General features: G+C 73.1%; 18 protein-coding genes. 8 read left to right on the top strand and 10 right to left on the bottom strand.

Annotated features, from left to right (window positions below):
• Positions 1–123: 123 nt before the first annotated feature.
• The 4 genes from JOD57_RS20740 to JOD57_RS20725 all read right to left on the bottom strand — a co-directional run bounded on the left by JOD57_RS20740 (position 124) and on the right by JOD57_RS20725 (position 6,343).
• Positions 124–1,326 (bottom strand): restriction endonuclease subunit S, encoded by a 1,203-nt coding sequence (locus JOD57_RS20740; protein WP_275582107.1) that lies wholly within the window; start codon positions 1,324–1,326, stop codon positions 124–126.
• Positions 1,319–2,881, bottom strand: a complete 1,563-nt coding sequence (locus JOD57_RS20735; RefSeq protein ID WP_239568699.1) for a class I SAM-dependent DNA methyltransferase — start codon at positions 2,879–2,881, stop codon at positions 1,319–1,321. The genes JOD57_RS20740 and JOD57_RS20735 overlap by 8 nt, the downstream gene beginning before the upstream one ends.
• A gap of 44 nt (positions 2,882–2,925) precedes the next feature.
• Positions 2,926–4,785 carry a hypothetical protein gene (locus JOD57_RS20730; protein WP_204693741.1) on the bottom strand — a complete coding sequence of 620 codons (1,860 nt, stop codon included), beginning with the start codon at positions 4,783–4,785 and terminating at the stop codon, positions 2,926–2,928.
• A 313-nt stretch (positions 4,786–5,098) separates the two neighbouring features.
• Positions 5,099–6,343: a GGDEF domain-containing protein gene (locus JOD57_RS20725; RefSeq protein ID WP_204693740.1), complete on the bottom strand. Its 1,245-nt coding sequence runs from the start codon at positions 6,341–6,343 to the stop codon at positions 5,099–5,101.
• A gap of 128 nt (positions 6,344–6,471) precedes the next feature.
• Between JOD57_RS20725 and JOD57_RS20720 the strand changes: the two genes are divergently transcribed.
• From JOD57_RS20720 to JOD57_RS20710, 3 genes are all read left to right on the top strand, one after another.
• Positions 6,472–7,440 (top strand): NAD(P)H-dependent flavin oxidoreductase, encoded by a 969-nt coding sequence (locus JOD57_RS20720; protein WP_204693739.1) that lies wholly within the window; start codon positions 6,472–6,474, stop codon positions 7,438–7,440.
• An 88-nt stretch (positions 7,441–7,528) separates the two neighbouring features.
• Entirely contained in the window at positions 7,529–8,452 is a 924-nt protein-coding gene (locus JOD57_RS20715) for a YncE family protein (RefSeq protein ID WP_204693738.1), read from the top strand.
• A gap of 86 nt (positions 8,453–8,538) precedes the next feature.
• Entirely contained in the window at positions 8,539–10,083 is a 1,545-nt protein-coding gene (locus JOD57_RS20710) for a long-chain-fatty-acid--CoA ligase (RefSeq protein ID WP_204693737.1), read from the top strand.
• Between the two features lie 11 nt (positions 10,084–10,094).
• Here JOD57_RS20710 and JOD57_RS20705 read toward each other — a convergent pair whose 3' ends face one another.
• Both JOD57_RS20705 and JOD57_RS20700 read right to left on the bottom strand, forming a co-directional pair.
• Entirely contained in the window at positions 10,095–12,296 is a 2,202-nt protein-coding gene (locus JOD57_RS20705; protein ID WP_307824824.1) for a putative bifunctional diguanylate cyclase/phosphodiesterase, read from the bottom strand.
• Positions 12,293–13,099 carry an SAM-dependent methyltransferase gene (locus tag JOD57_RS20700; protein WP_204693736.1) on the bottom strand — a complete coding sequence of 269 codons (807 nt, stop codon included), beginning with the start codon at positions 13,097–13,099 and terminating at the stop codon, positions 12,293–12,295. The genes JOD57_RS20705 and JOD57_RS20700 overlap by 4 nt, the downstream gene beginning before the upstream one ends.
• Before the next feature lie 240 nt (positions 13,100–13,339).
• Here JOD57_RS20700 and JOD57_RS20695 point away from each other — a divergent pair, with 240 nt between their 5' ends.
• Complete coding sequence (locus JOD57_RS20695) at positions 13,340–14,176, top strand: ATP-binding protein (RefSeq protein WP_204693735.1); 837 nt, start codon at positions 13,340–13,342, stop codon at positions 14,174–14,176.
• A gap of 14 nt (positions 14,177–14,190) precedes the next feature.
• A complete protein-coding gene (locus JOD57_RS20690; protein ID WP_204693734.1) occupies positions 14,191–14,481 on the top strand; it encodes a hypothetical protein in 291 nt (96 codons plus the stop codon).
• Between the two features lie 6 nt (positions 14,482–14,487).
• Here JOD57_RS20690 and JOD57_RS20685 read toward each other — a convergent pair whose 3' ends face one another.
• The 3 genes from JOD57_RS20685 to JOD57_RS20675 form a co-directional block, all read right to left on the bottom strand.
• Positions 14,488–14,934 carry a hypothetical protein gene (locus JOD57_RS20685; RefSeq protein ID WP_204693733.1) on the bottom strand — a complete coding sequence of 149 codons (447 nt, stop codon included), beginning with the start codon at positions 14,932–14,934 and terminating at the stop codon, positions 14,488–14,490.
• Positions 14,935–15,099: 165 nt separating this feature from the next.
• A complete protein-coding gene (gene fmdA / locus JOD57_RS20680; RefSeq protein ID WP_204693732.1) occupies positions 15,100–16,353 on the bottom strand; it encodes a formamidase in 1,254 nt (417 codons plus the stop codon).
• A gap of 24 nt (positions 16,354–16,377) precedes the next feature.
• The gene (locus JOD57_RS20675; RefSeq protein ID WP_204693731.1) at positions 16,378–16,656 is read right to left on the bottom strand and encodes an FmdB family zinc ribbon protein; all 279 of its coding nucleotides are present in this window, start codon (positions 16,654–16,656) and stop codon (positions 16,378–16,380) included.
• Positions 16,657–17,093: 437 nt separating this feature from the next.
• On the opposite strand from JOD57_RS20675, the gene JOD57_RS20670 reads away from it, so the two are divergent.
• The gene (locus JOD57_RS20670; RefSeq protein ID WP_204693730.1) at positions 17,094–17,348 is read left to right on the top strand and encodes a type II toxin-antitoxin system Phd/YefM family antitoxin; all 255 of its coding nucleotides are present in this window, start codon (positions 17,094–17,096) and stop codon (positions 17,346–17,348) included.
• Positions 17,345–17,737, top strand: a complete 393-nt coding sequence (locus JOD57_RS20665; RefSeq protein WP_204693729.1) for a PIN domain-containing protein — start codon at positions 17,345–17,347, stop codon at positions 17,735–17,737. Before JOD57_RS20670 ends, JOD57_RS20665 begins: the two co-directional genes overlap by 4 nt.
• A gap of 85 nt (positions 17,738–17,822) precedes the next feature.
• Here the strand turns inward: JOD57_RS20665 and JOD57_RS20660 are convergent, their stop codons facing one another.
• Complete coding sequence (locus tag JOD57_RS20660) at positions 17,823–18,566, bottom strand: enoyl-CoA hydratase/isomerase family protein (RefSeq protein ID WP_204693728.1); 744 nt, start codon at positions 18,564–18,566, stop codon at positions 17,823–17,825.
• A gap of 148 nt (positions 18,567–18,714) precedes the next feature.
• On the opposite strand from JOD57_RS20660, the gene JOD57_RS20655 reads away from it, so the two are divergent.
• A complete protein-coding gene (locus JOD57_RS20655; protein ID WP_204693727.1) occupies positions 18,715–19,776 on the top strand; it encodes a hypothetical protein in 1,062 nt (353 codons plus the stop codon).
• The last annotated feature ends 35 nt before the right edge of the window (positions 19,777–19,811 follow it).

The following is a 19,811-nucleotide window of genomic DNA, read 5'->3' as shown; positions in this document are numbered from 1 at the left end:
GGCGTCGTTGCTGGTCTCGATCATTCCTGGTGAAAAGCGCTGGGCGTGCTCCGTCGAGCGATAAGGCGCCTTATCGAGGAGCACGCGTGCCGCTAAGTGTGCATTCGGCGGGCTCGACCTGAGTCACGTCTCAGCCTCGGCGACCTCTTCGGCGTCGCGGACCGTGATGCGGCCAGACATCAGCAGCGGCAGCAATTCGTCCCGCGTCGCCTCAAGCCGTGCCGACTCGGACCTCAAAGCGCTGACGATCGCGTCTTGCTCGCGAATCCGATCGCCCACACCTGTTTGCGTATTTAGGTCCGGAAGTCGAAGGAGGAGAGCACCCAGCAGGTCGCGGCGAAGTTCGGTCTGACCGGTGCTGCCCTCTGCCAACAGCTCAATCTGGGAGTCAAGCTGCAATGCAGCTATTCCAGCGAAAGCTGGATCCACCTGCTGCTCGTCGAATCGCACGATCGTAATGTGCGAGTCGACTGTCACGGTCTCACTCTCGGTGATCCACCGTGCCGTGCGGCCCAGGGTTCCCTGGCCGGTGGAGTTGACGAGGAAGTCATGCGGCCGGAGCAACCGGTCGGCGGCGGACGGCTTTGGCTCCATCATCCGAGCCGGCTCGAGGCTCACCTGATGATCGCGCACGCACTTTTGATTGAGGACAATCCAACCCTCGTCAGTTGTGTACCGAGGGGTGATTCCGCGCGTGGTCATGGTTGCGATACTGGACAACGGAACTGGCGAACACCGAGCCGACGCACGCTGCACTTCGGCATGGGCCAGCGCGGCAATCAAGTCAACAGCGGCGGCGTTAGCAGCGATCTTGTCGTCCAGGGCGCCCAGCACTTCCGCGATCGCCCGCTGTCGCTCAACAGCGAGGTCCGGAATCGTCAACTCCCCAAGAATCCCTAGGTTTATGTGAGGTACACCCGTGGCAACGGCGCGGTTCGCGATCTGCTTCAAGAAGCCGGCCGAGCGGCAGGCGTAGAAGACGAATCGAGGGTCGGCCTTGGTCAGATCAACCCTCAGGCGCATCTGACTCTGCGAGATCACATAGGTGTCATAGGGCTCTGGAGGGACGAGCGAGACCTGCCCGAGTGTGCCCCGCTGGGTGAACACGAGGTCGCCAGGTCGAGCCGTATTCCGCGACAGGTCACGATCGAATTTGTCGTGCGTAACAAACGCAAAATCTCCCCCGACATATCGTTCGGCCATGTTGGCACCTCGGATGACCGGAACCCCGTTCACCGAGTAGTCGCTATTGACGAGGTTTGAGCCGAATGGGCCGCCCGCCAAGCCTCGCTCCACCGCTACGGAAGAAAGCGGACGGTCAGGCATGGAGGCGCTCCAGTTGGGTGCGGACGAGCTGTTCGAGGCGGTTGGATTCGTCGAAGGCGGCCAGGAGTTCGCCGCGGAGTCGGTCTATCTTGGCGTCGAGGGGTTCGCCGTCGTCCTCGACGGCGGCGGAGCCGACGTACCGGCCAGGCGTCAGCGCGTAGTCGGCCTCCTTGATCTCGGCCAGCGGCACCGAACGGCAGAAGCCGGGCACGTCCTCGTACGACAGGCCCTTGGCCGCGGCTGAGGCCGAGCCGCGCCAGGCGTGGAAGGTGTCGCCGATCCGCACGATCTCCTCGTCGGTGAGCGCCCGCTCGGCGCGGTCGACCATCACGCCCAGCTCCCGGGCGTCGATGAACAGCACCTCGCCGGCGCGGGCGCCCTTGTCCCGGGCGAAGAACCACAGGCACACCGGGATGCCGGTGGAGCGGAACAGCTGCGTCGGCAGCGCCACCATGCACGACACCAGGTCGGCCTCGACGATCGCCGCCCGGATGTCGCCCTCGCCGTTGCTCTGCGAGGACATCGATCCGTTCGCCATCACCACGCCGGCCTGTCCACGCGGCGCCAGTTTGGACAGGATGTGCTGGATCCACGCGTAGTTGGCGTTGTTCGCCGGCGGCACCCCGTACGCCCAGCGCGGGTCGTCCGCGCTGCGCGTCCAGTCCTTCACGTTGAAGGGCGGGTTGGCGAGCACGTAGTCCATCTGCAGATCGCCGTGTTGATCGCGCGCGAAGGTGTCACCCCACCGCGCACCGAGGCCCTTGTGCTCGATGCCGTGGATGGCCAGGTTCATCTTGGCCATGCGCCAGGTCTCCTCGATCGACTCCTGACCGAAGATCGCCACCTCGCTCGGGTCGCCGTCGTGCTCGCGCAGGAACTTCGTCGTCTGCACGAACATGCCGCCCGAGCCGCAGCACGGGTCATAGACCCGGCCCTTGGTCGGCTCCAGAACCTCGACCAACACCTTCACAACCGACGGCGGGGTGAAGAACTCCCCACCGCGCTTGCCCTCTGCCCGCGCGAAATTGCCCAGGAAGTACTCGTAGACCTCGCCCATCAGGTCCCGGGCCCGGTGCTCGCCCCGCCGGCTGAACCGGGCGCTGTTGAACAGATCGATCAACTCGCCCAGACGGCGCTGGTCGATGTTGTCGTTGTTGTAGAGCCGGGGCAGCGTGCCGCGCAGGCTCTCGTTGGCCACCATGAGCGCGTCCATCGCCGCCACGATCAGCTCACCGATCGTGCGATCGGGCTCGAGGCCCTCGGCCGGCTTACCCTTGGCGTACTGCGCCAAGTAGCTCCACCGCGCGACCGGCGGGACGACGAACACCCCGTACCCCTGGTACTCGTCCCGGTCGTCGATCAGCCCGGCGACCTGATCCTCGGTCCACCCGTCCGCCTTGGCGTCGGCGCGGATCTGCTCGCGCCGCTCGTCGTAAGCGTCGGACACGTACTTCAGGAACACCAACCCGAGGATCACGTCCTTGTACTGGTGCGCCGACAACGAGCCGCGGAGCTTGTCGGCGGCCTTCCACAGGGTGTCCTTGAGCTCCTTCATCGTCGAAGGGGCAGTGGTCTGCTTGAGACGGGGGGGCATGGGACTCACCTGTTCTCGAGGGTTGTAGTGGTGTCCGGGACGGCGAGCGAACCCGCCGCAACCCCGGTAACAAGCGCGTCGGCCCAGGCGTTCAGGGCCTGTTCCCGCCGACGGAGTTCGGTGCGGTACCGATTGACCTCGGCCAGCCGGGTGCCGAGTGACTCAGCCTCGGCACGGGGAAGCGCGGGCACCTCCCAGGTCCGCCACTCGGTGCCCGGCGGGGCCTGGTTGATCCGCTCCGCCAGTACGTGGGCACTGACTGGCGCGTTCTCGGCCAGGCGCAAGATGCGACTTGGCGTACCCACCAGGTTGCCGCCGCGGCTGTCAACCTCGGCTCGGGCCTGGGGCTTCTCCAGGAAGACGACGTCGCCCGGCTCGGTCCAGCCGCCGCTGCGGGCGCGGGCATCGAATGGGTCAAGCAGGACGCCGTCCAGGCTGCCGTCAGCGGTCAGGACATGCACTGTGCCCGCGGGATGCCCGTCCGCGGGCGCTATCCGGCGCCCCTGACGCAGTGTGAGTCTCTTGGCGGCGACGAGCTCACCCAGCGACACGGAGCTCGCGACCGGGCGCTCGCGCCTGACCGTCAGCGATGTCGTGACCTGGGGCAGCGGCTCGACCAGCACACTCGCCGCGGCGTACGCACGGTCTAGCACTCCGTCCTCGACAGGCAGGTGCTGAGCTCGGGTGCCGCGCGGCACCAGCGGGCCGCCGGCCAGCACCTGCCGGAGGTCGCGGGGGCGTAGGTAGCGGTAGGCGCGGGCCTCGGTCCTTCCGCTGCCCATCGGTGTCACCGCCTGAGCGATGTCGGCGGACAGGTCGGTCAGATCGATACCGCCGCCATTGTCCAGGTCTGCCAGACAGACCTCCTTGCGACCGTCGCCTCCGCTCAGTACCCAGACCGCCGGACTCTGCCGGTGGGCGGTGCGCCACATCCCCCGAGGGAGGCGAAGCGCGGCAACCAACGGCCCGGGGCGTAGCGTCGAGGCGCGGAGCTTCGCGGCCTTGCCGGTCAGCTCGTCGGTCATCGTCGCGGCAGGACCAAGCGCCACGGCGACATCGCCCGGTCGGAGGTCCACGGCCAACTCGTCCAGGGCATTCAGGACGTCGTCCCTCGGCTGACCGAGCAGCGACCGCACACGGACAACAGGGCTGGTGGTCCCCCTGTCCGTCACGGCCCAACCCAGGATGGCGGCGTGGCGGCGAAGCCTCCGGTCATCAGCCAGCAGTGCGGTGAAAAGCGGCGCCAGTGCTCGGTCCAGCAACGGGTCAGCGCTCGGGTCGAGGACGGCGCCGCTTCGCCCGGCGGCTGCGACGCTGGCAACCAGGTCAACCAACTCCTGAGTGCAGCCGCGGGCGCCGACCCCACGGGCGAGACGGCCGCCGTCCAGGCGGCTGAGCGCATCCTCATGGCCAAGGGAGGCGGCAACCAGCTCGTCGATGAACCCCGGGAGGACGGCGGGCCAGCCTCCTCGGCGCACCTCGCCGAGCAAGAACGCATCGTCGGGGTCGACCTCGGTGGCCAGCGCGATGAGGTCGGCGTCGGCCAGGTCCTCGCCGGTGACCAGGGCCAGCGCCAGCAGCGTCTCCGCGGAGGAGTGCTCGGCACCAACTGGTGCGGCCAATGCGGGGGCGTCCAGCGCAGACTCCGTGTTGCGGCCGCGTCCGGTGGCGCCCAGGTAGGCGACGACGTCGTCCATGGCGAAGTGCTCGACACCGTCGATGACTGCGGCGGCCACCGGAAACGGGACGGTGACGCCGCGGACGGAGACCCGAGTGCGCCACATCGACACAACCGGGCGTTGCACGCCGGCCAGGGCCGCGATGTCAGGCAGGGTGAGTAGCCGGGTCAGCTCAGACGTCGACATCAAGCACCTCCTCCGCAACAAGTGGGATGACCCTAGCCGCCCAGTCGTTGTCGTAGAGCGAGGAGCCGATAACCCGCCTTATTGCACGTCAGCACCCCGCGGCACCCGATCAGCGGGAATTGAGTGGGCGGGTGATGCATCGCAACGCCCGCCTCCGGAGCACCGCTGTAGAGGAGTCATCCGTAGCGGGATACATGCGGGCCATCGCCGCAGAGATGCCGAGCACCCTTGCGAGGCAGAGCCCAGCCTGGCGGAGCAGGTGTCGAGTCGGGCGGCTGCGGTATTCGGCGGAAAGCCGTCGGAGCGGAACTGCCTATGCGGGCGCGTTCTCCGCCTCGACCATGTGGAGCACGCCTCGGCCGCGCTCCTTGGCGCCGTACATCGCCCGGTCCGCCAGCGAGAGGACCTCGTCCAGCGTCGTCCCGGGCGTAGCCATCGCCAGCCCGATCGAGGCCGACACCCGTACGGTCCGCCGTCCCACCTCGACCTCGTCCACCAGGACAGCGGCGAGCCCGTGCCCGATGGCCTCGGCCGCAGCGGCGTCCACCCCGGGCAGGACCGCCACGAACTCGTCCCCGCCCAGCCGGCCGACCACGGCCCCCGGCAGCTCCCGCTCCACGTGCCGGCGCATCCGCTCGGCCAGCCGCACGAGCAGCTGGTCCCCCACCGCGTGCCCGCCGCGGTCGTTGACCTCCTTGAACCGGTCGACGTCCACGAACAGCACCGCTCCCCCGACGGCCAGCGCCGCGCGGCCGGTGTCGAGCAGGTGGCTGCGGTTGGCCAATCCGGTCAGCGGGTCCTGTCGCGCCGACCGCAGCAGCGCCTGCTTCCAGCCGTCCGCCTTCACCGCCACCGCGGTCAGCCGGTCCACCGTCTCCCGCAGCCGCCGCGACTGCGCGGCGTCCGCCTCGGAACCCAGCTCGGCCGTCGACGACGCCAGCGTGTCGAGCACCGACTCCAGCGGCAGCCCCGCCGCCACCGCCTCCAGCGTCCGCCCCTGCGCGGCCAACAGCCCGGCGTCCCACTCGTGCCAGGCCACCTGCCGCCGCAGCGACAGCACGCTGCGCACCAGCCGGACCTGGATCTCCAGCACCGCCTGCTCCGCCGGCGTGAACTCCCGCGGCTCGTCGTCGAACACTCCCAGTGAGCCGAGCACGAAGCCGTCCTCGTCGATCAGCGGCACCCCGAGGTAGGAGCGGATAGCCCCGGCCACCACCGCCGGGTTGTCGCGGAACACCGGGTGCTCGGCCGCGTCGGACACCTCCAGCGGCGCCCGCAGCGCCACCACGTACGCGCAGAACGACAGCTCGTCGGGCACCTGCGAGTACGGCGCGCCCGCACCGCGCTCGGCCGGGTAGCACTGCTCGTCCGGACCGACCAGGTTGATCGTCGCGATCGGGGCGTCCACCGTCCGCGCCATGTACGCCACCACGGCGTCGAGGTCGGCGATCCCGGCGTGCCCGGGCAGCCGATAGCTCGCCACCGCGGCCAGGCGGGTCGGCTCGGCCACGGCCGGGCGGGGGTCGGGCAGCAGGGGCGTCTCGACGGCGGCGCTCACGCGCGGCGACGCCAGCGGCCGCCCGTCACGATCAGGACACGCTGCGCGCCGGCACCCGCAGGTCGACGCCTTGACGCCGCCCTCCCCCGGCGGGACCGTTCGGCCACCGCGCCGAAGGGAGGCCGGCCATGGGGACGAGCTTCACCGAGCTGGTCGGCTGTTCCGTCCCGATCCAGCAGGCCCCGATGGGGACGGTCTCCTCGCCGGATCTCGTCGTGGCGGTCGCCGATGCCGGCGGCGTCGGCACGGTCAGCGCACTCGGCCTCCCACTGGACCTCCTGCTCCGGCGCCTGGACGGGATGCGCCGGCGCACGTCCGGCGTGCTGTCCGCCAACGTGGTCACCCCGGACGTCGACGAGGGACTGCTGGCCGACGTCGCCGCGCGGGTGCGGCTCGTCGACTTCTTCTGGTTCGACCCCTCGCCGCGGCTGGTGGAGCTCGCCCACCGATCCGGGGCGCTCGTCAACTGGCAGGTCGGGTCGGTCGCGGAGGCGCGGGCCGCGGTGGACGCCGGCTGCGACGTCGTCACGGTCCAGGGACTCGAGGCCGGCGGCCACGTCCGGGGCGCCACGCCGCTGCTCCCCCTGCTGCGGGAGGTGCTCGACGCGGTCGGGGTCCCCGTCCTCGCGGCCGGCGGCATCAGCGACGGACGGGCCTTCACCGAGGTGATGACGGCCGGTGCGGCCGGCGCCCGGATCGGCACCCGCTTCCTCGCGACGACCGAGTCCGGCGCCCACCCGGCGTACAAGCAGGCGGTCGTCGACGCCGCCGGTGACTGCACCGTCGTCACCGACGCGTTCGCCGTCTGCCCCCTGTGCGCCACCAGCCCACGGGCCCGGGTGCTGATCGCCGCGGTGCAGCGGCTCGCCGAGCTGGACGACGACGTCGTCGGGACGGTGGCCATGGGCGGCGCCCGGGTCCCCGTGGGGCGGGGGTCCGGCCTCCCGCCCGTGGTCGGCGCGGAGGGCCACCCCGACGCGATGGCCATGTACGCGGGGGCCGGCGTCGGCTCGGTGACCGACGTCCGCCCGGCCGCCGAGGTCGTCGCCGCTCTGATGGCCGAGGTCGAGCGACGTCAGCCTGCCGGGGGCCGCTGACCGCACCCGACGTCTGGGCCTGGGAGCGGCAGCACTGGCCCTCCTGCTCGCGGCTGCCTGCACCGGAGGGGACGACGCCGCGCCGGACGTGCTCGACACCGTCCTCGCCACCGTGGACCTCGACGGCGCAGTCGGCACGGACGTCGTCCTCCACGACCTGACACCGAGCCCCGACGGTCCGACCGTGGCCCTGGTCGGCGCTGCCGACCGGGGCTGGCTGGTCACCCCGGCGACCGGCGCCGTCCACGAGATCCCCGCCGTCGAGCCGGACAGCGAGCTCGTCCTCACCGACGAGGGGACGCCGCTCGTCGTCGGCACCGCGCTGACGCGGGTCGGCGGCGCCACCCTCCCGCTCCCCCTCGGCGGCCCCCCGGACGCCGTCCTCCTCGACGGCGACACCCTCCACCTCGCCCGCGGCACCCGGCTGGCCGCCGTCGACCCCGACACCGGCGCCGTCCGCGCCACCGCAACCGCGCCCGCCCCTGTCACGCACCTCGCCGCGGCACCGGACGGCGGCCTCGCCGCGCTGGTCACCGATCCCGAGGACGGCACCGTCCTCCTCCACCTCACCCCCGACCTCCGCCCGGACGGCGACCCGGTCGAGGTCGCCGGGCGCGGCAGCACGCCGACCGCCCTGCAGGTGACCGCCGACGGCACCGTCGTCGCCGCCGCCTACGTCAACGAGGCGCTCGACGCCGGGCGGCTGGTCACCGTCGTCGACGGCCGGGTGCGGACCGAGGTCGACCTGGAGGGAACCGACGACACCGCCCTCGACCTCGCCGTCGACCCGACCGGACGCCTCGCCTACCTGGTGCTGTCCGCCTCGTACCACCCGGCGGAGCTGACGGCGGTCGACCTGGCCACCGGCGAGCGCACCGGGACCGTCGGGCTGTGCGGCGGCGCCGGTGCCTTCGGTGCGATCGCGCCCTCCGCCGACGGCCGCACGCTCACCGTCATCGGCTCGTGCATCGACGCCGACGGCCCGTCGACCACCGCCTTCGTCATCGGGTGACGCGGCTCAGGGCCGTCCGCCTCTGGCACCGCGGACGTCGCCGGCGCCACCATCCGGACGACCCGCCGGAAGAGGAGGTCGGCACCGTGTACGTCACCCAGGGTCTGCACCGCCACGTCCAGCAGCGGCCGGACGAGATCGCCACCGTCTGCGCCGGCCGCACCCGCACCCACGCCGAGTCGGTCGACCGGATCGCCCGGCTGGCGTCCGCCCTCCGCGACCTGGGGGTCACGGACGGCGAGCGGGCGGCCATCCTGTCCCTGAACTCCGACCGCTATCACGAGTTCCTCGCCGCGACGCTGTGGGCCGGCGGCGTCCTCGTCCCGGTCAACATCCGGTGGAGCGTCCCCGAGATCGCCGACTCGCTCGCCGAGGTCGGCGCCCGCGTCCTCGTCGTCGACGACGTCTTCGCCGGCTGCGTCGACGGCATCCGCGCGGCCCACCCGCACCTGGAGCACGTCGTCCACGCGGGCGACGGCCCGACCCCCGACGGCATGCTCGCCTTCGAGGAACTCGTGGAGGACCACGAGCCGGTCGAGGACGCCCGCCGCAGCGGTGCCGACCTGGCCGGCGTCTTCTACACCGGCGGCACCACCGGCCGGTCCAAGGGCGTCATGCTCAGCCACGACAACCTGCTGACGTCGTCCATGGGCGGGCTGGCCAGCGAGGACTTCCCGCCCGGCCGCGTCCTCCTGCACGCCGCGCCGATGTTCCACCTCGCCGCCTTCTCCAGCTGGGTCGGCGGCGGCGTGATCGGCGGCACGCAGGTGATGATCCCGGTGTTCGACCCGGTCGCCGTGCTGACCGCCGTCCAGGAGCACGGCGTCACCGACCTGCTGCTGGTCCCCACGATGATCCAGCTGGTGGTCGACTCCCCGCGGGTCGACGAGTTCGACCTCACCAGCGTCCGCCGGGTGATGTACGGCGCCTCCCCCATGTCCGACGCCCTGCTCGGCCGGACGATGAAGGCGCTGCCCAACGCCCGCTTCATGCAGGGATACGGCATGACCGAGCTGGCCCCCGCGGCCACCGTGCTCCGGCCCGCCGACCACGAGGACCCGGCCCACCGGCGCTCCGTCGGCCGTGCCGCCCCGCACACCGAGGTGCGCGTCGTCGGCCCGGACGACGTCGAGCTGCCCCGCCGCGAGGTCGGCGAGATCGTCGTCCGCGGCGGCAACGTGATGCTCGGCTACTGGAACCGGCCGGAGGAGACCGCCGAGGCGCTGCGCGGCGGCTGGATGCACACCGGCGACGCCGGCTGGATGGACGACGCGGGCTACGTCTACCTCACCGACCGCATCAAGGACATGATCATCTCCGGTGGGGAGAACGTGTACTCGGTCGAGGTGGAGAACGTCCTCGCGCAGCACCCGGCGGTGGCCACGTGCGCGGTCATCGGCGTCCCCGACGACACCTGGGGCGAGCGCGTGCACGCCGTCGTCGTCCCGGCGGCCGGCGCCACCGTCACCCTCGAGCAGCTGCACGACTTCTGCGCCGACCGGCTCGCCGGCTACAAGGTGCCGAGGTCGATGGACGTCGTCGACGCGCTGCCGCTCTCCCCCGTCGGCAAGGTGCTCAAGCGGGAGCTGCGCGCGCCCTACTGGGCCGGACAGGAGCGCGGCGTCCACTGAGCCGCACCCGCTCACACCGGGTCGAGGAGCCGGCCGAGGTCGGCCGGGTCGGCCGGGCAGCCGAGGTGCGTGCCCTGCCCGGCGTCGCAGTCCAGCTCGCGCAGGACGGTGACCTGGGTCTGCGTCTCCACGCCCTCCGCGGTGACCGTGAGGCCCAGGAGGTGGGCCAGCGAGACGATCGACCCGACGAGCTGGACGTCGACGGGGTCGACCGCGCCATCGGAGCGCAGTCCGCGGAGGAAGGAACCGTCGAGCTTGAGCTCGTCGAGCGGCAGCCGCCGCAGGTAGGCGAGGTTGGAGTAACCGGTACCGAAGTCGTCGATGGCCAGGCGCACGCCCATCCCGGCGAGCGCGTCGAGGGTGTGACCGGTGAGCGGGTCGGTGCCGATGACCGCGCTCTCCGTGATCTCGAGCTGGAGCTGCTGCGGGTGCAGCCCGCTGTCGGCGAGCGCGGTACGGACGTCGTCGACCAGGTGCTCGTCCCGGAGCTGCCGGCTGGCGAGGTTGACGCTGACGAACGGCCCGCTCCTGCTGGCTCCGAACCAGGAGAACGCCTGTCGGCAGGCAGCCCGGAGCACGTGCCGGCCGAGGGGGACGATCATCCCCGACTCCTCCGCCAGGCCGACGAAGCTCTCGGGGCCGAGGAGCCCCATGCGCGGGTGCTCCCACCGGACCAGCGCCTCCACCCCGTGCAGCCGGCCGTCGGACAGGCGCCGCAGGGGCTGGTAGTGGACCAGCAGGTCCTCCCCCGCCAGCGCCGCGGGCAGCGCGGAGGAGAGCCGGTACCGGGTGATCTCCCTGGCGTCGCGCTCCGGCTCGAACAGCGCCCACTGGCTCCGGCCGTCCGCCTTGGCCCAGTAGAGCGTCATGTCGGCAGCCCGCAGCAGCTCCGCCGGGTCGACGTCGCCGATCGACCGCTCCACCACACCGACGCTGGCGGTGATCTCGACCCGACGACCACCCAGCTGCACCGGCTGCGCCACCGCGGCGAGAACCTCCTCGGCGAGCGCGACCAGCTGCGCGCTGCCCGACGTCCCCGGGACGAGGACGACGAACTCGTCCCCGCCGAGCCGGGCGACCGACAGCCCGCGGTCGCGCACCACGGACTCGAGGCGCTGGGCGACCGCCACGAGCAGCTGGTCACCGACCTCGTGCCCCAGCGTGTCGTTGACCGCCTTGAAACCGTCGAGGTCGAGGTAGCACAGTCCCACCCGCGCACCCGGCGACGCCCGGGCGAAGACGGCGTCCAGGTGGGCGAGGAACGTCCTCCGGTTGGGCAGTCCGGTCAACGCGTCGTGCTGGGCCTCGAACTCGAGCTGGCGTCGCAGGTGGCGCAGCGCCGTGACGTCGTGGACCAGCGCCAGCTGGTAGCGGGGCCTGCCGTCCCCGTCACGGAGCAACGACACCGTGAGGTCGGTCCACACCGACTCGCCGTCGGACTTGAGGAACTGCTTCTCCAGCCGGAAGTGCTCGCGTTCCCCGCGGATCAGCTCGCCGTAGAGCCGCCACACGTGCTCGACGTCGGCGGGGTGCATGAACTCCTGCACGGAACGACGGCGGAACTCCTCGACCGGGTGACCCAGGAGCCGCACCAGGGCGGGGTTGACGTCCAGGATCCGGCCGTCCAGGTCGCCGATCCCGATCCCGATCGCGGCGCCCTCGAAGACCGCGCGGAAGCGCTCCTGGCTGACGTGCAGCGCCTCCCGCGCCTGCTCCCTGGCCGCCGCGGCCGCGCCCAGGATCTCCTCCTCCTCCCGCAGCGCCCGCTCCTGCAGGGCCGCGCTGAAGCCCTCGGCGACCGCCGCCACGAGCGCGTGCCACCGGCGGTCGGGAGGTGCCGGGTCGCGCGGCACCTCCCGTCCACCGGACGACCCCGCCCGGCCCGCGGCCACGACGGTGCCGGGCCCGCCGTCCAGGAGCACGCACAGGGTCTGGGAGAGCGACTGCGGGTTGGTGAAGTGGGCGTCGACCAGGGCGGCCCCCACCTGCCTGCCGACGGACCCCTGGTGGACCGGCGGCTCGTCGAGCGCACCGAGGAGACGGTGCAGCAGGCCCCGCAGGAGCTCCTCGAGCTCGTCCGGCTGCAGGGGCACGTAGCTGGTCCCGGCGACGGCGTCGGCCCACCGCGCGGCGAGGGCACCGACGGGGTCCGGGGAGAGGGTGGCACCCGCCCGGTCCCCGTCGTCCCGGGAGCCCGCCACCGCCGTGCTCACGTGCGGCGGCCGACCCCGGCGAAGCCGGTGGTCCGCTCCGGGTGCCGGGCCGCCGCGTCGGGGTCCTCCGGCCGCCAGAGCGGCAACCACACCAGCCCGGGGTCGACGAGCTCGAAGCCCTCGAAGAACCGCGCGATCTCCTCGCGGTTGCGCATCGTCATCGGCGTCGGGGTGCGGCTGTAGAGCTCGCGGTGCGATGCGGCCGCCTCGGGACGTCCGTCGGCGCTGGCGTGGGACAGGACGAGGTGACTGCCCGGGGCCAGCTCGTCCCGGATCCGTGCCACCGCCCCGAAGGGGTCGTCCTCGTCGCTCAGGAAGTGCAGGACGGCGACCACGAGCACCGCGACCGGCTGGTCCAGGTCGAGCGTCGTCCGGACCGCCGGGTCCTCCAGGATCGTCTCCGGCGCGCGCAGGTCGCCGTGGACCACCGCGGTCTGCTCGTCCCCGGCCAGGATCGCGCGGCTGTGGGCCACCGCCACCGGGTCGCTGTCGACGTACACGACGCGGGCCCCCGGGTCCACCTGCTGCGCGGCCTCGTGCACGTTGCCCACGGTGGGGATGCCGGAGCCGATGTCGAGGAACTGGGTGGTGCCCCGTTCCGCCAGGTGGCGGACCGCCCGGCGCAGGAACGCACGGTTGGCGTGCATGATCACGGGGAGGTCCGGCCACAGGGAGATGGCCTCCCGCGCCATGCGCCGGTCGACCTCCAGGTTGTGCGAACCCCCGAGGTAGTAGTCGTACACCCGGGCCGCACTCGGGCGACTCAGGTCGACCTCGGCCGGGACCCAGCTCGGACGGTCCATGTTCCGTACTCCCATCGGGGTGCCCATCGCTGGCACCCAGCGGCTCGACGCACGACGGCCTCGGTTCCACCCGCATCTGTACCCGAGATCCCGCCGTCCCGGTGCTCGATCGTGCCGGGTGTCGGGCGACACGCCGGAGCGCCCGGCCCGCCGGACGCTCCGCCCGGCCCGCCGTTTCCGTCACGCACGAGGACCGGGCCGTCACTCGACTGTCGGATCCTGGTCGATGATGTAACGGAGATGACCAGGACCGGTTGCGTCGACGTCGCGGTCTGCACGAACGGCGAGTTGACGTACGACGGGATCGGGGGACACCTGCGCCCCGCGGGCGGCACTGGACCGGTCGAGATCGACCTGACCCGGCTGCGGTTCATCGACCCCGCCGGCCTGGTCAGCCTCGCCGTCGTCGCCGAGCGGGCGACGCTGCTGCGCCGTCCGGTCCGCTTCCGCAAGCCCGCGGGCGGCGACGTCGCCAACTACCTCACCCGGATGCGGCTCGGTGCGGAGCTCGGGGTGCTCGACGTGGTCCACGACCTCCCGCAGGTCCGGGAGCGCCGGCTGGGCCACCGGCTCGTCGAGCTGCGCCGGTTCGACGGGGAGGCCGGGCTCGACACCGTCGCCGCCGCCCTCGTGCAGACCTACGTCGACGACCATCCGGAGCTCGTCCAGCCGCTGTACGCCGCGCTCGACGAGATGGCCCGGAACGTCCTGGAGCACAGCACCCGGTCGCACGGCTACGTGGCGCTGCAGCGCTACGACAACCGGGGGGACATCTCCTTCGCCGTCGGCGACAGCGGCATCGGCCTGCGCGAGCGGCTGGCCGCGACGGTCCCCGTGCCCGACGACCGGACGGCGATCGTGCGCGCGTCGCAGGTGCACGTGTCCTCCATCGACCGCCCGGGCCGCGGGCGCGGCATCAGCCGGGTCATCGGCATCACCGGTGAGCACCGCGGCAGCGTGACGCTCGTCAGCGGGCAGGCCAGCGGTACCTTCCGGCGCGGGCACCCGGATTCCGAGCTGACCGATCTGCCCGCGTCCTACCCCGGTACGCTCGCGCACGTGCGACTGAGCCTGTGAGGAGGTCCACGATCGTGACTTCTGTGCTCCCACCCATCGAGGTCCCCCAGCTGAGCGGCGGACGCGAGCGCGCCCGGGCGCTGGTGGAGGGCCTCGGTCAGCGCATGGCCGGCGCCGTCATCGTGGTCGACTTCCGGCGCATGGTCGCCGGCACCCCCTCCTTCGCCGACGAGCTCGTCACCCGGGTGCTGGTCGACGGCGGCGCCGCGGCGCTGCGCGCGGTGCACGTCAGCCGGGAGTTCTGGGACTACCTCCTCGAGGCGGCGCGGGACCACGGCGTCGCGGAGCGCCTGCAGACCGCCTGACCGCGCTCAGTCGGTGGCGCGGACGGCCTCACCGGTCACCCGCATCGCCGTCTCCCACGCCTGCGCCTCCGCCGCGGCGGTGCCGGCGTCGTCGCGCTGGAACCAGGGCAGGGCCGCCTCCTCCCACCGCAGGGCGGCCTCCCGCGCGGGGGACGACGACACGCGGTGCACCAGCATCTGGTACCGCGACCGGGCCGCCGAGACCTGCGCCTCCGTGCCGCGCAGGGGCAGGATCTGGCCCCGGTCCCGGTCCAGCGCCGCCCGGTACTCGGCCATCGCGGCCTGCAGCTCGATCAGGGTCTGGCGCTGGAACTCCCGCGACGCGCGGGCCCGCTGGTCCTGCCGGGCCCGCTCGGCGGCACGGGCCTTGAGCGACTCGGCCGTGGCCTGGGCCGCGACCGTGAGCAGCCCACCGACCACCACGCCGATGAACGCCCACACCGCAGTGCTCACTGTGCCCCCTTGCTCACTCAGGGTACACGGCACGCCCAAGACGCGACAGTCCTCGGCACTCCCTGCCCGGGCACGGGCGCACGCTCAGCCTCCCCGCCGGGCCCACGGGAGGCGACGGCGCCCCGGTCCGCTGCGGAGGCCGGGGCGCCGTCGGGCAGGGACCGCTCAGGCGCTGGAGTGCGGCGCCCCCATCCCCGGGTCGATGCGCACCGGTCCCGAGGCCGACGGCGCCACGTCGAAGTCGAAGATCCCGGTGGGGATGTAGACGGTCGCGCAGGAGTTGGGGATGTCGACGACGCCGGACAGCCGGCCCTCGATCGGCGCCGAGCCCAGCAGCAGGTACACCTGCTCGGGGCTGTACCCGAACGTGGTGAGGTAGTCGATCGCGTGCAGGCAGGCCCGCTGGTAGGCCAGGTCGGCGTCGAGGTAGTGCTGCTCGTCGTCCAGCGTCACCGACGTGCCCGAGAAGGCCAGCCACCGGTCGTAGCGGGGCTCGACGTTGCCGGGCAGGAAGACGGCGTTCCCCGACACCCCGTAGGTCTGCATGCCGCCCTTGATCAGGTCGACGTGGAGGTCGATGAAGCCGCCCATCTCGATGGCGCCGCAGAAGGTGATCTCGCCGTCGCCCTGGGAGAAGTGCAGGTCGCCCACCGACAGGTTCGCCCCCGGCACGAAGACCGGGTAGAACACGCGGCTGCCGCGGGTGAGGTTCTTGATGTCCTGGTTGCCGCCGTTCTCCCGCGGCGGGGCCGTCCGGGCGGCCTCCGCCGCCACCCGGTCGAAGGCCTCCCCGGACAGGGAGCCCAGGATCGCGTCGTCCGGCAGCGGCGGCAGCGCCAGCGGCGGCACCCGGTCCGGGTCGGTGGCGATCAGCGCGCCCTCCCGCCGGTTCCAGCGGGCCAGCAGGTCCGCCGACGGCGCGGTGCCCATCAACCCGGGGTGGGTGATCCCGGTGAACGACACCCGCGGGACGTGCCGCGACGTCGCCGTCTGCCCGCGGAAGTCCCAGATCGCCTTGTAGGCGTCGGGGAACTGGTCGGTGAGGAACCCGCCACCGTTGTGCCTGGCGAAGATGCCGGTGTAGCCCCAGCCCTGGCCGGCCAGCGGGCCGGAGTCCTCCTGCGGGATCGGGCCCAGGTCGAGGACGTCGACCAGCAGCAGGTCGCCGGGCTCGGCGCCCTGCACGGCGATCGGCCCGGACAGCGCGTGCACCCGCGACAGCGGGGCGTCCCGGACGTCGTCGGCGGAGTCGTCGTTGTGGATCGCGCCGTCGAACCACTCGCGGCAGTGCACCCGGAAGACGTCGCCCGGGCGCACGGTGACCGCCGGTGGGATGTCGGGGTGCCAGCGGTTGTGACCGACGAGCTCCTGGTCGGGAAAGGACCTGCTGGAGTCGAGGGGGAAGACGACCTCGGGCATGGCGGACCTCCGGGCGCGGACGGGTCAGGGACGGGGCAGGCGGGCCAGCGCCGGGTTCGCGGCTCGCGCCGCAGGGCGGGAGGGCGGCGGGGCGGGGACCACCGCCGGCGCGTCGGCCGTGCGCCGGGTGCGGTCGATCAGCGCCCGGTTGCGGGCCGACCCGAGGGAGAGCCGCGGGGCGGTGAGGACGCGGGACGCGGGAGCCGCGCAGGTCGGGCAGGGCTCGCGGTCGGCCGCGGTGCCGATCGGGCGGGCGACCTCCAGGAGACCGTGGTCGGCGCACCGGTACTGGTAGACGGCCATCGCGGCCCCTCCTCACCCCCGCCGGTGGACCGGGGCCCTGGCCGGGAGAGCCGTGCTGCTGCGGCTCAGGCCCCCGAGCCTCGGGGACGCGGGACGGCGGTCCAACCGGACGGCACACCTCCTGCGCCGCGACCTGCGCGTGCTGACCGGGAGGCACCGGCGGGTCACGCCGCGGGGTCGGCCGGCCTCTCCGACGCCGCGGTCCCCGGCGCTGCGCCGGCCCATCGCGTCGAAGGGCCGCAGTAGCGTCCGCCGGCGCGTTCCTCGCGGCGGTGCGCGGCCTGGACGAGGACAACGCGGACCGACCTGGTGCCCGGTCTCGCCGGGCCGCCCGGTGGCCGCTCGACGACTGGAGACCTCAGGACGAGCCGAGGACAGCGACACCTGCCTGCCACGTCCCCGACCGTCGATCCTACGGATGGCCTACAGTCGTAGCCATGCGGGTGGCGTCCAGAGAGCTGCGCAACGACACGGCCGGGGTCCTGCGGCGGGCCGCCGCAGGCGAGGTGGTGCACGTGACGGTGAACGGCGAGCCCGTCGCCCAGCTGGGTCCGATCCACGAACGCCGGTCCCACTGGACGCCGAAGGAGGTGTTCGCCGCGCGGCTGGCGAAGGCGCAGGCGGATCCCGCACTCCGGGAGGACCTGCGCGCCCTGACCGGGGACACCGACGAGCTCGGGCCCATCCGGTGAGCCGCGGCCTGTTGGACACCAGCGTCTTCATCGCCCAGGAGGGGCGGGAGCTGGACCTCTCGGCGCTGCCGGACGAGGTCGCCGTCTCGGTGGTGACCTACGGCGAGCTGCGCGCCGGCGTCCTCGCCGCCACGGACGTCTCCGTTCGGTCGCGTCGGCTGTCCACCCTGCAGAACGTGGCCGACCTCCATCCCCTCCCCGTCGACACGGCCGTGGCCGACGAGTGGGCCCGGCTGCGACTCCTCCTGGCCGCGGCTGGCCGGCGGGTCGACGTCCACGACACCTGGATCGCCGCGACCGCGCTGACACACGACGTCCCGGTGGTCACCCAGGACGCCGACTACGAGGTGCTCGCCGAGATCAGCGACCTCCGCGTCGTCACCGTCTGATCCCCGCGGTCGGGCCGTTCGACACGAGCCGGCCGTCCCCGCCGGGGAGGTTCGTCCCGACGGGTCCGTCCTCGTCCGGCTCGACCTACCGGGCCGAGCGGCGCATCGACCACATCTGCGCCGGGCGCTCGAACTGGGTGGCGACCTCCCAGCTCACCGCGCCGTTGACGACCTCCTTGCGGAAGTTGCCCACCGCCACCCGCGCGAGCTCGGGGTCGGCGGCCACGCGGCGGGCCAGCTCCAGCGCGCGGTCCTCGACGGCGGCGTCGTCCACCGCCTCCCACGCCAGGCCCAGGTCGACCGCGCGGGTCCCGTTGACCTCCTCGCCGAACAGCGCCATCGCCGCGGCGGCCTCGCGGCCGATCAGCCGCGACAGGATGACGAAGTGCCCGCCACCGGGGTGCATGCCCCGCTTGAGGAACCCGGCGATCAGGCGGGCGTCCGACGCCACGATCCGCAGGTCGGCCGCCAGCAGCATGTTCATCCCGGCGCCCACCGCCGACCCGCGCACCGCCGCGACCGTCGGCACCCTGACCTGCCCCAGCCGGTAGAAGGAGTCGTAGATCCGGCTCATGCCCTCGTAGGCCTCGGGCGCGGCCGGGTCCCTGCCCGCGGAGGTCAGCGTCGCGATGTCCCCGCCGGCGCAGAACGACCTGCCCACCGCCCGCACCACCAGCGCGCCGACCTCGGGCCGGGCGTCCACCTCGTCGAACACCGAGATGAGCTCCTCGGCCATCTGCGGCGTCAGCGCGTTGCGCCGGTCGGGCGCGTTGAGCGTCACCACCGCCACGCCGCCGTCGACCTCGAGCAGGACCTCAGCGTCAGCCACGAGCGCACCTCCGGATCAGGGGCTCGGCACCGCTGCCGGCCCGCCGGGGCATCAGACCACGACACCGGACGACGCCGTCAGCGAGCCCCGCGGTTGCCGCCCCGGCCAGCGCGTACGCACACTCGCCGCACCGACTCCCGGAGCCCTGATGCCGCCCGCCCGCCGCGCCGCCGCGGTCCTCGCCGCGCTGCTGGTCACCGGCTGCACCAGCGGGTCCCCGGAGCCGGCGCCACCCCGGCCGTTCACCGAGGTCCTGGGCACCGTCGACCTCGACGCCGTCGCGCCCGGCGGCGTCGACGTCCTCGACCTCGCCCCCACCGAGGACGGCGGCGCGCTCGCCCTCCTCGCCGGCACCGACGACCCGGCCGTCGGCTACCTCGCCTCCGTCACCGCGGAGGGGCTCGGCGACGTCCGGCGCATCGACGGCGTCGGCACGCAGCTGTTCCTCACCCCCGACGGCACCGCGCTGGCCGCCGGCCCCGACCGGCTGACCGCCGTCCGGAGCGACAGGTCCGCGGTCACCGGACTCGGCGTCACCGTGACCACCGCGGCCCTCTCCCCCGACGGGCGGCGTCTCTACGCCGCGACGGAGAAGGGGACGCTCGCGAGCGTCGACGTCGCCACCGGCGACGTCCTCACCGAGACCGACCTCGACGAGGGGCTCACCGTCCACACGCTGGCCGTCCGGGACGACGGCGGGCCGACCGCGCTGCTCAGCGACGCCCGCGCCCCCGACCTCGCCGACGTCGCGGTCCTGGCCGGCTGGGACGCGCAGCTCGAGCGGATGACCGGCCCGGTGGAGCTGGCCCCCGACCGGCCGGCCAGCATCCCGTCCGCCCTCCGCCTCGCCGACGACGGCACCGCCGTCGCCGTGCTCACCGCCGGCTCGGGCGACGACCCGTTCCGCGTGGTCGTCGTCGCCGGCGGCGAGGTCACCGCCTCGCACGCCGTCCCCGGCACCGACCGCGTGCCGGCTGACCTCGCCGTCACCCCGGACGGGCGCGCGGCCCACCTGCCCGTCGCCGGCTTCGAGGTCGAGTCCGGCGTCATCACCCTCGACCTGGCCAGCGGGGAGCAGGTCGGCGACGTGCGGCTGTGCGAGGGCCAGGCCACCTTCGGCCGGGTGGCGCTGGCCGGCGACCGGCTCACCGTCATCGGCTCCTGCATCACCAGCGACGCCCCGTCGTCCACCGCGTTCGTCGTCGGCTGACCCGCCCGGGGGCATCGCCACGGGGGTGTGACCTG

It is taken from the genome of Geodermatophilus bullaregiensis (genome assembly GCF_016907675.1).
GTDB classification, from domain to species: Bacteria; Actinomycetota; Actinomycetes; order Mycobacteriales; family Geodermatophilaceae; genus Geodermatophilus; species Geodermatophilus bullaregiensis.
This window is presented reverse-complemented; position numbering and strand designations above follow the sequence as displayed.

Bases quoted from the DNA above. Each gene is read 5' to 3' on its own strand.
- JOD57_RS20730 (WP_204693741.1), bottom strand. From the start codon at position 4,785: ATGTCGACGTCTGAGCTGACCCGGCTACTCACCCTGCCTGACATCGCG.
- JOD57_RS20740 (WP_275582107.1), bottom strand. From the start codon at position 1,326: ATGCCTGACCGTCCGCTTTCTTCCGTAGCGGTGGAGCGAGGCTTGGCG.
- JOD57_RS20670 (WP_204693730.1), top strand. From the start codon at position 17,094: ATGCGGGTGGCGTCCAGAGAGCTGCGCAACGACACGGCCGGGGTCCTG.
- JOD57_RS20735 (WP_239568699.1), bottom strand. From the start codon at position 2,881: ATGAAGGAGCTCAAGGACACCCTGTGGAAGGCCGCCGACAAGCTCCGC.
- JOD57_RS20655 (WP_204693727.1), top strand. From the start codon at position 18,715: ATGCCGCCCGCCCGCCGCGCCGCCGCGGTCCTCGCCGCGCTGCTGGTC.
- JOD57_RS20720 (WP_204693739.1), top strand. From the start codon at position 6,472: ATGGGGACGAGCTTCACCGAGCTGGTCGGCTGTTCCGTCCCGATCCAG.
- JOD57_RS20675 (WP_204693731.1), bottom strand. From the start codon at position 16,656: ATGGCCGTCTACCAGTACCGGTGCGCCGACCACGGTCTCCTGGAGGTC.
- fmdA (WP_204693732.1), bottom strand. From the start codon at position 16,353: ATGCCCGAGGTCGTCTTCCCCCTCGACTCCAGCAGGTCCTTTCCCGAC.
- JOD57_RS20700 (WP_204693736.1), bottom strand. From the start codon at position 13,099: ATGGACCGTCCGAGCTGGGTCCCGGCCGAGGTCGACCTGAGTCGCCCG.
- JOD57_RS20695 (WP_204693735.1), top strand. From the start codon at position 13,340: ATGACCAGGACCGGTTGCGTCGACGTCGCGGTCTGCACGAACGGCGAG.